The organism is Paenibacillus sp. 203 (genome assembly GCF_037027525.1).
GTDB lineage: Bacteria > Bacillota > Bacilli > Paenibacillales > Paenibacillaceae > Paenibacillus > Paenibacillus polymyxa_B.
This window is the reverse complement of sequence record NZ_JAXCHD010000013.1, coordinates 54,242-67,870: the sequence shown is the minus strand read 5'-3', so window position 1 is coordinate 67,870 and position 13,629 is coordinate 54,242. Positions and strand designations below refer to the sequence as shown.

Below are 13,629 nucleotides of genomic sequence, written 5' to 3'. Positions count from 1 at the left end.
AGCTAGGTTGTATCGTACTTTTTAGGCTAGCGTCACAGCTGAAAAGGATAAAATTATTCCTTGAATCCCCCATAGTAAAGGAGTCTGAAAAGATGGTGAATGAGTATTTCTCGACGGAATCTGCTTCCAATCCGCAAAAATCTACGATTGCTAATAAACTGTCAAAAATAATCGAAAGTGTATCCCAACTCAGTCCAGACGAATTAGAGCCGCAAAAACATTTTTTAGAACTGGGTTTAGACTCTATTCTTCTATCTCAGGTTAGACACAGCATTAAAAGTACGTTTGGCTTGGATATCCCGATGAACGAGTTTTTTGAATCACTGACTACGCTGGAGTTGCTGACAAACTATATTGCTGATAGGGTAACCTCGACCTCTGAAGAATTGACCCGGAATTCGGAGGAGCTTCAGTTGACTGCGTCGTCCAGTGTCACCTCTTCGGTGCCTTCCGTCTTGCCGGACTGGAGTCAAAAATCCACTATCCCTATAGAAGATCCTGCATCCCATGAAAGCAAGCTATCAAATAAGGATATATTTGCGGGGAGAGAACGAATTTTAGAAATGCAACTTCAACTCATGTCGCAGCAGATGGAAATACTGTGTCAATCTCGGCTTGCACCAGTGGCAATGCCTGAATCGCATTCACTACAAACTGCTGTCGAGCCTCAGACATCCGCGATGAAGGAGGTAGCTGCCACAGTTACTTCTGTTTCCCCCGTACAAGCTTCCATGTCAGCTGTTTTGCCAGACAGAAAAAAAACGAAAGCATTTGTTCCCTATCAAAAAATAAATGTACAAACCCATAATTCACTTTCACTTAGGCAGGAAAAGCATCTGCAAAAGCTGATTGAACATTACACGATGCGCACACGAAAAACCAAAGAATATACTCAGCAATACAGATCTGTATACGCCAATAACCGGAATGTGGCCGGATTTAGGCTTGCTCTCAAGGAAATGGTGTATCAGATTATATCCCAACGTGCAGAGGGTTCTAAAATTTGGGATTTGGATGGTAATGAATATATTGATTTGACGATGGGGTTTGGGGTCAATTTGTTTGGTCACAACCCATCCTTTATTCGTGAATCGATAGTAAAGGAAATACATAACGGGATGTGCCTTGGACCGATGTCTAATATGGCCGGGCAGATTGCTGAAAAAATTTGCAAAATGACAGGCATGGAACGAATTGCGCTATATAACTCGGGGACAGAGGCGATTATGGTCGCTCTTCGGTTAGCACGGGCTGCCACCGGGCGGGATAAAGTGGTGATTTTTTCTGGTTCCTATCACGGTACCTTTGATGGAATATTGGCATTGGGGGGAGCAACGGATGACAGGGAACAACATTCCACTCCTCTGGCACCTGGTGTACTACAGCACATGGTGGACGATGTCGTTGTGCTCAGCTATGGAACGGACGAGTCACTCCAATATATCCGCTCCCATGCCCATGCACTGGCTGCTGTTCTCATAGAGCCAGTGCAGAGTCGCCGCCCTGATTTCCATCCCGCAGCTTTTCTGAAGGAAGTACGCCAGATTACGGAGCAATCCGGGACCGCGTTCATTTTTGATGAGGTAATTACGGGCTTCCGTATTCAGCCGGGGGGTGCGCAGGCGTGGTACGGCATTGAAGCCGACCTTGTAACTTACGGTAAAATCATTGGCGGCGGTCTTCCGATCGGTATCGTGGCAGGGAAAGCATCGTTCATGGATGGAATTGATGGAGGAATGTGGAGCTTCGGAGATGACTCTTATCCACCGCATGAGCAACAGCGAACGTTTGTAGCAGGAACTTTTTGCCATCACCCCTTGGCTATGGCAGCTTCGCTGGCCGTACTAGAGCGGTTGGAGAAGGACAGGGGGCAACTGCATAACGAGCTGAATAGCCGTACGAAGGCGCTCGCAGCAGAACTGAACCACTATTTTACGGAGGAACAGATACCTATAAAGGTCGTTTACTTCGGTTCCTTGTTCCGCTTCGTCCTTAAAGGTGACTTGGAACTATTCTTCTATCACATGCTGGATAAAGGAATTTATATATGGGAAGGCCGGAACTGTTTTTTGTCAACGGCTCATACTTCGGAAGATATAGTGCGGATTGTACAGGCAATTAAAGAGAGCGTTAATGAGCTGCGCAAAGGAGGATTTCTGCCGGATCCACACCCTCATGAAAGCGATCTAAACAAGGCTTTTTTTCCTGAAACTGCAACTGCAGACCTTAAGGAATCGACGATTAAGCTGACTCCGGATCAGAAGCAATTATGGTTCGCCTCAGTCTCGGATTCAAAGGGATCGGGGTCGCTTCATGAGACTGTTTTACTGCGTTTCCGGGGCCCGTTACATGTTAAGGAATTTAATGAGGCTGTCCATCACATCGTTGAGCGCCACGAAGCCTTACGCACCTTTATGGGGGAGGACGGAGAAACGCAGATCATCGCCCGGGCAATGACTGTCAGCATTCCGCTACATGATATCAGCAGTCTTTCTGGAGAGGAGCAGAAACACGATATCCGTGCTTGGATGGAGAAGGACAGGGAGACCGTATTCCCAATAAGTGCGGGGGAACCTTTATTCCGTATCCAGCTTTTAAAAACGTCGAATGAGAAGCACATCGCTGCATTTACATTTCATCATCTGATTGCAGATGGCTGGTCCATCGGTGTGTTTTTCCATGAACTGGAACAACTTTATTCCGCTTGTGTACAGGGCGAACGCTGCACGCTTCCCGATCCTGTTCCGTTCCGACTTTTCGCAGCATGGCAGCAAAACCAGTTAGAGGCAGGTGGAGCAGCTGCCCTTGCTTTTTGGTCGGATGTACTTGCGAAGCCATTGCCAGTTCTTGACTTGCCGTCTCTCCAACGCAACATCAGCTCTCCTTCTTCGCGCGGAGCACGGCACACCATTGTGGTGGATGCGTTTCTGGTGAAGCAACTGAAATCAGTCAGTATTCGGCTTGGAAACAGCTTGTTTGTGACTTTATTGTCTGCTTTTCAGCTTTTCTTGCACAGACTGACAGGCCAACATCAAATAATAGTAGGTATTCCAACCGCAGGGCAATCTCATATGGGTGTGTCCCCGCTAATTGGCCACTGCGTTAACTTACTTCCAGTGATTTGTGAGGTAGACTCTGGAGCAACGTTCATGGAATTCACGCAGACGGTCAAGCGAGTAATGCATACGCTGGATGCTTATCAGAAATACAGCTTTGCCGGACTTGCCCAGCTAGGATTAAGCCATTTGCCCATTCTTAAGGTGTTGTTCAATATGGATAGGCCCATTCCGGAGTTTCACTATTACGGACTGGAAACAGAATTGTTGGAACATGAAATATTGTCCTGTCAGTATGAGTTGTTCCTGAATGTTACGGAGTCTGGTCAGCAATTGCGGCTTGATTTTGACTATGCTGCGAGTCTTTTTCAACAAGACACTATAGAGGTATGGGCGCAATACTTTTTACATCTGCTGAGCTCGATTGTGCAGGAAGACGGAATGCGTGTATCTGCGCTGTCTTTGCTTCGAAGTACGCAAAGGGAGCGGCTTCTGGAAGTGTGGGCGACACACTCGGATTCTAAAGGGAATTATCCTTGTGTCTTGGATAAATATAAACATCCGTCTCCTACGGGTACCATCGGACAAGTATATTTGGCCACATCCGCTGGTTTACTGGGAACGACGCTGGAATGGGCTTATGTTGAGGTTGGAGGGAGAATTCGACATATTGGTGCAGTTAACCGAGATGTTCTTATTCGCGGGCATCAAGTGAATCTTGAGCAGATAGAGAAACGTCTTTTGCGAGCACTCGATTTGGATGCCTGTGTTTTGACGGCACGGAAAGACGGCGAGAGCAGTAACTCATCGTATCTAGTGGCTTATATAGTGGACAATAATTCTAATTCGTGGGATATAGCGAAGCTGAAAGAGAGTGTAAGCTCAATACTTCCTGATTATGGGCAACCTCGCTTTTGGGTTTTAATGGATAGCATCCCTCTTTTGGCTGATGGGAAGCCGGATTTTCAATCATTACCGAAACCAGAAGATATCAGGATAGAGGACTCGCAGAAGCAGGTTTCTGACGGTAATATGATTGAGGACAAACTGATATCCATATGTAAGGAAGTTTTGAATGTATCTAATATCGGATACAACGATAATTTTTTTCAAATGGGTGGAGACTCCTTAAAAGCGACTGTTATTCTAAGCAGAATTAACAAGGAATTCGAAGTATATATTCCGCTGGTACAAATTTTACATTTGCAAACGATTGCACAACTGGCGGCACATGTAAAAGGAGGACAAAAGCGAAAGTTTGAGCCGCTTGTTCCGGCAGATTTACAGCCCTTTTATCCGCTATCTCCCGCTCAAAAAAGAATGTATGTGCTGGATCAACTGGGTGGAGGTGCAGCGTATCATGTATCGGGTCAACTGCATATAGAGGGAGGATTAGACGTTTCCAGGTTCATTGATGCAGTGAAGGAGGTTTTTTCACGGCATGAATCCTTTCGGACGTATTTTGAGATAGTAGACGGGGAAACCGTGCAGAAGGTACAGGATGTGCTTTCACTGAACATTCCTGTTACTCCAATTTCCGAAGATGATGCTAGTCACGTCCATGAACTGTTTATTCAGCCTTTTGACCTGAGTAAGGCTCCTTTAATTCGTGCTGAACTGTTCGCAATCCATCGTGACCAGTTTATGTTGCTGATCGATATGCACCATATCATTTCAGACGGCTTCTCAATGGCAGTATTAATGGATGAGATCAGCACGCGGTATCAGGGTATGCCACTTGCCCCCATTGACGTGCACTACAAAGACTATGTCGTTTGGCAAAAACAACATTATGCCGGAGACAGCCGAGCAAAGGATGAAGCATTTTGGTTAGACTCGTTGGACGGCGAGCTCCCTGTATTGGACCTGCCAACTGACTTTGCTCGTCCGCCAAGTCAGAGCTTCGCAGGGGATATCCTTACCGTCATTGTGCAATCCAAGCTGACGGATAGACTTAATCAATTGTCAAGAGACACGGGAGCAACGCTCTTTATGGTGCTTTTGGCAGCTTATAATGTGCTGTTAAGCAAATACTCCGGGCAAGAGGACATCCTCGTAGGTACGCCGGCAGCGGGTAGAGGGCATGCGGATACGGAAGCGATGATCGGCATGTTTGTGAATACTTTAGTTCTCCGTAATCGACCGCTAGCGTCCCAGCCATTTAGTGCTTTCCTGGAGGACGTCAAACATAACACTCTGCTTGCGTTGGAGCACCAGGAATATCCATTTGAACAACTGGTCGACAAACTGGATCGAGTACGCGATGTAAGCCGCAATCCCATCTTTGATACGATGTTCAGTCTGCAAAATAAGGGAACAGAGGTCATTGAATTCGAGGGACTTCGTTTGCAACCGAATGAGTTTAATGCAGGTGTATCGAAGTTCGATCTTTCATTACATGTAACGGAAACTCAAGACCATTTAACTTTCACCTGGGAGTATTCGACCAGCCTGTTTAAGTTGGAGACGATTGAGCGATTTGCCCTCCATTATATAAAAGTGTTGGAAATTGCAACTCAAGATGTCGGAATTCGCTTGGCTGACATGGATATGCTGACAGAAGAAGATAAGCACTTATTACTATATGAGTTCAACAACACCTCTGCCTATTTTCCGCGGGATGCAACGATTCATGGAAGGTTTGAGCAGCAGGTTAGCAGGACTCCAGATGACATGGCAATCATATTTGGAGATAAGTGTATGACTTACCAAGAGTTGAATGAGCTGGCGAATCGTTTAGCGCGAACGCTGCGGGCGGAAGGAGTGGGACCGGATCAGCCGGTGGGGATTATCGCTCAGCGTTCACCTGAGATGATGATTGGTATCTATGCAATTCTAAAAGCGGGTGGAGCTTATGTACCCATTGACCCGGGATACCCACAAGAAAGAATTCAATATATGCTTGAAGATTCAAGAACACAACTGGTGCTGACACAACCACAGTTTGCAGAACAGCTGAAGCAATATGCGGACTGCAAGGTAATGGTGCTGGATTATGCTTCCACGATCATGGCTTTGCAAGCGTCCAGGTCGACGGAGCCTATGACCGACTGCATGAGTAGCTGGCATGAAGATGCCTCCAACCTTGCGCCTCTAGCAGAACCAAACCATGCGGCCTATATCATCTATACTTCCGGTTCCACAGGGAAACCGAAAGGGGTTATTGTTGAGCACCGCTCCGTCGTGAATCGGCTCTGCTGGATGCACAATAGATATGGGCTGAACGTAGAAGATACGATTTTGCAAAAAACTGCCTTTACTTTTGACGTATCCGTATGGGAGTTGTTCTGGTGGTCGATGGTGGGCTCTAAAGTAAGCTTGTTGCCAATCGGCGGAGAAAAGTCTCCCGAACAGATCCTGAACACGATTAATGAAGACAAGGTAAGCACCCTTCATTTTGTACCCGCGATGCTGCATATTTTTCTGGAATATCTGGAGCAGCAACCAAGGGAAGTCGTGCAAGCCAAATTGAAAACGCTAAAGCATGTATTTGCCAGCGGCGAAGCATTGCCTCCTCAGCAGGTGGCGCGTTTCTATCGAATTATGTCAGGGATTGGAAACGCAAAACTAATTAACTTGTATGGTCCAACAGAAGCTACTGTAGACGTTTCATTCTTTGAATGCGAGCCTGTGGAAGAGCACTCGGTGATCCCGATCGGTAAACCGATTGATAATATTCATTTGTACGTTGTACAGGAAGGCACGGAGCGATTGCAACCGATTGGAGCGGTGGGAGAACTTTGTATCAGTGGTATAGGAGTAGCCCGGGGCTACCTTAATCGACCGGAATTGACAAAGGAGAAGTTCGCTACTAATCCGTTTAACAGCGCGGAGGGTTATGAGCGGATGTACCGCACAGGAGATTTGGCGCGTTGGATGCCTGACGGCAACATTGAATATCTGGGGCGGATCGATCAACAGGTTAAAGTAAGAGGATATCGCATTGAACTGGGTGAGATTGAAGCGCAGTTGCTGTCCGTAGACGGAATCCAGTCAGCAGTGGTCGTAGCGCGGGAAAACAAAGACGGCTTCAAGGATTTGTGTGCATACTTTGTGGCTTCTGAGCCATTAAGTCCGCTAGACGTGCAAAATGCGCTCAAGCAGAAGCTGCCGTTTTATATGATTCCAGTATATGTGGTGCCTCTGCAGCAGCTTCCTCTTACGGCAAATGGAAAAACTGACCGAAAAGCTTTACCTGAGCCGGACCGACATGACTCTTTACAAACAGATTATGTTGCTCCGAGAACTGATGTGGAAAGGGCGCTGGTCGTGGTATGGCAAGACGTTTTGGGATGTGATCAAATAGGCGTTCGAGATCATTTTTTTCTGCTTGGCGGCGATTCTATTAAGGCGGTTCAGGTGGCCTCACGTCTGCGTCAGCATGGTTATTCCCTTGACATTTCTCTTTTGATGGAGCACCCGGTCATTGAGGACCTTAGCAAGCTTGTGACAACTTTGTTCCGCTACACAGACCAGAATTCGATACATGGAGAGATTCCAATAACATCGATTCAGCGGCAGTTGAATGAACTGGGTACATTGTATACCTTGCGTACGACAACATCCATGCTATTTGCGGGTAACCCGGACTTCGATGAGGATCTGTTACGGTCTGTGCTGCAAACATTGACTACTCATCACGAAGGACTACGGCTTGGTCTGGCGTCGATCGATGAGCCGAATATCCTTATGTACCGAGATGGAAATGAAGAACTGTTCACACTTGATGTGTTCTCACTTGCAGATGATGACCATCAAGCTAGCAAGCAATTACAGAGTGAATGCTTCTGGATTCAAAACAGTTATGGAATGTTTGAGGGACCCAGAGTACGCGCAGGATTATTCCGGATGTCGGGCTCCGACCAGTTCTTCCTTTCTGTAGATCCGCTAGTGGCTGATCCCACATCTTGGCGTATCCTGCTTGAGGATTTCACAACTGCCTATGAACAAGCTATTAACGGGGAACCGATAGTGCTTCCTGACAAAACAGATTCTTACCGCTCCTGGATGCGGTGGCTAGAAGACTATGCAGACAGCAAAAAGCTGGCCAAAGAGAAACTCTACTGGCTGGATAAGGTTCATTTCGATGGCGAATTTATACCGAAGGACCATAAGGCACCTGCACATTCAGAAACACTTCGTCCAGTAGAACATTGCATCATACAGCTTTCGGACGAGAAAACAAGCCAGCTGTTAACACGGGCTAACCAAACCTATAATACGGTGACCGCCGAGTTACTGCTTGCTGCATTGGGACTGACTATAGTGGAATGGTCTGGACAGTCTAAGATCGCCATTGGATTTGAACATTATGATCGGGAGCAACAAACGGTGACTTTGGACAAACCGGACCTTTCAAGAACCGTAGGTCAATTCGGTTCCATATATCCGCTTGTCCTGAATATGGAGCCTGGGGGAGACAGTTCTCTTTTGCTCAGAAACGTAAAGGAGACAGTCCGGCAAGTACCCAACCAGGGTTTAGGATATGGATTACTAAAATATGGATCTGCAACCTCTGGTAAATCGGAACTTAATGCTAAGTATTACCCAGAAATTGGCTTCCGCTTGATTCATTCTGAATCGGTTAGTTCCTGTCACTTTCATACATCACCTATGGATGTTGAATTATGGTCCGACCAGAATTGTAGCGTTTCAGATTTAGCCTATCACCTCTATCTGGATGGGCGGCTGAAAGACGGTAAGCTTTCCATCTGCATGCTTTATAACCGTCAAGCGTATGAAGCAGATACTATCCGAATGCTTCTGTTGCGTTTTGAACATCATTTGTCGGGCATTATTCAGCATTGTCTGGACCAATCCGGACGGCAACTAACACCATCGGATGTGGGAGCACGTGGTTTGGATCTGGATGAGTTTGAAGACATGAAGCAGTTTTATGAGAATCTATAACGATTCGTACGAGGAGGATATCCATGATCAAAGGACTTGAAATTGAAAAAGTGGTCAACTTGACTCCCTTACAGGAAGGAATGCTCGTCCATGCGCTGATGGAACCAGAATCACAGGCTTATTACGAGCAATTACGTATTTCTATTCGAGGAGATCTGGATTGGAATGCCCTACAAAAAAGCTTTCAGTTACTGGTTCAGCGTCATGAAACGCTGCGCTCGAACATTTATCATAAATCCGCTTCTCGTTCTCGGCTGATTGTCTTTAAAAAGCGAAACACGGCGATTACTTACGAAAATATGACAGAGCTGACCGGAAAGGAGCAAGCCGACGCTATTCGTAGATTTATGGATGTGGACCGTAACAGCCATTACGATTTGAGCAGGGATATGCTCATCCGGATGGCTGTACTTCAGACGGATAAAGATGCTTATACGTTGCTTTTAAGTTTTCACCATATTATTATGGACGGCTGGTGTCTTGGCATCATAATGGACGAGTTGTTAACGGCCTATGAGGCCTATCGTACAGGCCGTTCCGTTCAATTGCCTGAACCACGACCTTACACCGGGTATGCCGACTGGCTTGAAGAACAGGATCAGGAGGCGGCCAAGGACTACTGGAGTTCTGAATTACAAGGTTACGAACAAACGGCTGGACTTCCGATGCTAAAAACTCCAGCTACAACTCCTGAAAAAGGCGGCTATCTGCTGCAGGAATATAGAACGACGCTGACGGAAACAGAGACCAGCACTTTGCGTACGATTGCTGAATGCAATGGGACCACGCTCAGCAGTCTTTTTCTAGCCGCCTGGGGAATTGTACTTGGTCGTTACAACGGAAGCAAGGACGTAGTTTTTGGCACGGTGGTATCTGGCCGCCCGTCGGAATTGGATGAAGTAGAGCGAATTGTGGGATTGTTCATTAATACCATTCCATTACGAATTAGACTAAATGAAGAAAAGAGTTTTGTTGAATTATTGCGCGATGTCCAGAGAGCCTCTGTCCAAGGAAGGATGAACGGATATTGTTCGCTTGCCGAAATCCAGTCGCAATCTGCACTCAAGCAACGCTTGCTTGATCATATCGTTGTATTCGAGAACTATCCGCTGGAAAACATGATAGGAAGACGGGACTGGCAAGACAAACTCGGGTTCATTATTGAAGACGCCCGGTTATTCGAAGAAATACCGTATGACTTTAATATTGAAGTTGAAGACAAGAAGACAATGAGTTTCATATTGTCCTATAACGGCAAGGTCTATAGCAGTGAAGCGATGAAGCATCTGGCCTATCATTTGAAGCATGTCTTCCTGCAAATTTCCAGAAATCCAGATGTTTGCCTTCGTGATGTTCGGCTGTTAACAACCGAAGAAGAGGCTAATATGACGAAAATATGGAGCGGACCCGTTGTCCAGTTTCCTGCACTTACTTTTCACGGGATATTCGAAGCGCAGACGGAGCGTACACCAGAACGAGCGGCCGTCATATATGAAGATACGATGCTCACTTACAGACAACTTAATGATAGGGCAGACGCTCTTACCCATCTTTTGCAGAAGCGTGGGATTACACGGGAAAGTCTGGTCGCTGTCATGGTTGACAGGTCTGTTGAGATGATAGTGGCGGTGCTGGGAATTATGAAAGCAGGAGCTGCCTATGTACCAGTAGATCCCGTGTATCCAGAAGAACGTATTGAATATATGCTGCGTGACTGCGGAACGACGATTGTGCTTACGCAATCTCACCTGACGGGCTGGCTGAAAACAATGGATTTCATGGGCGAGGTAGTCGATCTCGCTACGTTGCCACTCCAGCCCGAGATGGATTTAGACAAGCAGTATATCTCCACATATGAGCCTGGCTCTTTGGCGTATGTCATTTATACATCGGGTACCACAGGTAAGCCCAAAGGCGTTATGGTTGAACATCAACAATATGTTAACACTGCACTTGGCTACAGACACAGCCAAGGATTCAAATATTTCCCAGTTAAGCTACTGCAAATTGCCAGCATGTCGTTTGATGTGTTTGCATGCGATTTGGCCAAGGTATTTGTCAATGGAGGTACCTTAGTCATTTGTCCTGAAAACGTGAGAAATGATCCAGCTGCCCTGGCTACACTGTTGGAGCAGCAGGAGATTACTACGTTTGAGACGCCTCCTGTGCTTTTAGCTCTGCTATTGAATTACATCTATGAGCACGGTACAAATATCAGTTCACTAAAGCTGCTTACTACTGGAGCAGATAGCTTGGCTGTTGCAGATTACCGTAAGATGTTGACCCGTTTTGGCAGCAAGATGCGAATTATTAATACGTATGGAGTTACCGAAGCCGCAATCGAATCTAGCTTTTATGAGGACGAGCTGGAAAAATTGCCGCTGTCCGGTATTGTCCCTATCGGAAGAGCTCTACCGAATCATAAGCTATACATTGTTGATGACAGGATGCGTCCGGTCCCTGTCGGTGTAACGGGCGAGCTGTGTATTGGTGGAGCTTCTGTAGCGCGGGGATATCTGAACAGGCCTGAGCTTACAGCGGAGAAATTCGTGTCTGATCCTTTCTCGCCCGGTGGACGCTTGTATCGTACGGGGGATCTGGCACGCTGGCAGCCAGATGGGAATATAGATTTTATCGGGCGAGCTGACTACCAATATAAAATTCGCGGATACCGGATTGAGCCTGGAGAAATTGAATCTATTTTGCTCGAAACGGAAGGAGTACGCCAGGCGGTTGTTGTTGATCGACTGGACACGGCGGGACAAAAGTACTTATGTGCCTATGTTGCAGGTGCAGCTGAGAAAGACATGCTGCGAGATAAACTGGCTCAGCAGTTACCAGTCTACATGGTTCCAGCTCAAATCATTGTATTGGAACAGTTGCCATTGACCCATAACGGGAAAATAGACCGATCCAATCTGCCCGAACCGGATGAAATAGCATCGGTGGATAGCATATATGAGGCACCACAGGATGAATTGGAAAAAACAATCGCTTTGATCTGGGAAGAAGTGATTGGCGTTAAACCAATTGGATTACACAACAACTTTTTCGAGCTTGGCGGGGACTCGATTAAAGCATTGCAAATTGCAATCCGCTTAAATGCCAAAGGCCTGAAAATGGAAGTAAAGGACTTATTCCGTTACCCTGAAATTCACTTGATAGCACCGTTTATAAAAAAAATCACCCGTATCATTCCCCAGGGGATTGTAGAAGGTGAGGTAGAATTGACACCTATTCAACTCGATTTTTTTCAGCATCATCGGAGAGATCGTCACCATTATAATCAGGCAGTCATGCTGCAAAATGATAGAGGATGGAATGAATTATGGCTGAAAAACGCTATGGACAAGCTGGTAGCTCATCACGATGCATTACGCATCATTTTTGTGGAAGAGGAAAAGGGAACCACCGCCTATAACAGGGGAGTGAACGAAGGTGAGTTCTTTACATTAACGAGCTATGATTTGACACAATCAAGCCAGCCTGAAGAAGAAATCCGACACATTGGTGATGAGCTGCAAAGCAGTTTGGATCTGCAACGAGGTCCTCTCATACGTTTGGCTTTATTCCATTTATCCGGTGAAGATCATCTGATGATCGTTATCCACCATCTTATTGTAGACGGTGTGTCTTGGAGAATTTTGCTGGAAGATTTGGGCACCGCCTATGATCAGGTAGCTCGGGGTGAGATGCCGAATCTGCCCGCCAAGACTGATGCTTACAAAGAGTGGGCTTCAGGACTGACCACTTACGCCGAAAGTGTACAGGTACGCCAAGAAATCAGCTACTGGAACAATGTAGATTCACGCAGGATACGTCGGTTGCCAAGAGATCATGAAATCGCGGTTAGCCTGATGCAAGACCGACGCCAAGCGGAGGTGGTACTCAGCAGGGATGAGACGGAAAAGCTATTGAAGCATGTACATCATGCCTATCATACGGAAATGAATGATCTGTTGCTTACAGCCTTGGGCCTGGCTTTTTATGAATGGAGCGGTTACAACGAAATTCCTATTTTGCTGGAGGGACACGGCAGGGAGGAGATCATTAAAGATTTGGACATCTCTCGTACAGTCGGCTGGTTTACCTCCCTGTATCCCTTTGTAATCGAGGTCAACAGACCTGAGAACTTGGCCTATCAGATCAAAATGGTTAAAGATAAGCTGCGGCGGGTGCCTAATAAGGGCGTCGGTTATGGTATTTTACGTTATTTGACCAAGGACCAGACTAAAGCCGCTTCTCTAGTCGCTGCACCATTCCCGGAAATCAGCTTCAATTATTTGGGACAATTCGACGAAGAAAACAAGACAGACATGCCTTGGCGTATTTCCCGATTAGCAAACTTAGCCAATGGTGAGAGAAGCCCGCGTGCGGAAAAGACGAATACATTTGACATTAACGGCATGATCACGAACGGAATCCTTCGGTTTGAATTTGAATATAACGGGCTTGAATATGGTGTAGCGACGGTAGAGCGATTAACGAACGGCTTTAAAAAACATCTATTGAATATTATCCATCATTGTTGCACTAAAGATCAGGCGGAGCGCAGCCCTACGGATTTTACATATAATCAATTGTCTATGGGGCAATTTGAACAAATATCAAGCCGATTATCGGATAAGCTGGGAAATCTGTTGAAATAAAGGATATCAGCAAG

Annotated in this window: 2 protein-coding genes; both read left to right on the top strand. The window is 46.3% G+C overall.

The annotated features are described in order from the left end of the window. Positions 1 to 95 precede the first annotated feature (95 nt). Positions 96 to 8,966: an amino acid adenylation domain-containing protein gene (locus WA407_RS22775; protein ID WP_442952049.1), complete on the top strand. Its 8,871-nt coding sequence runs from the start codon at positions 96 to 98 to the stop codon at positions 8,964 to 8,966. A 23-nt stretch (positions 8,967 to 8,989) separates the two neighbouring features. After that, entirely contained in the window at positions 8,990 to 13,615 is a 4,626-nt protein-coding gene (locus WA407_RS22770) for an amino acid adenylation domain-containing protein (protein ID WP_336078440.1), read from the top strand. The last annotated feature ends 14 nt before the right edge of the window (positions 13,616 to 13,629 follow it).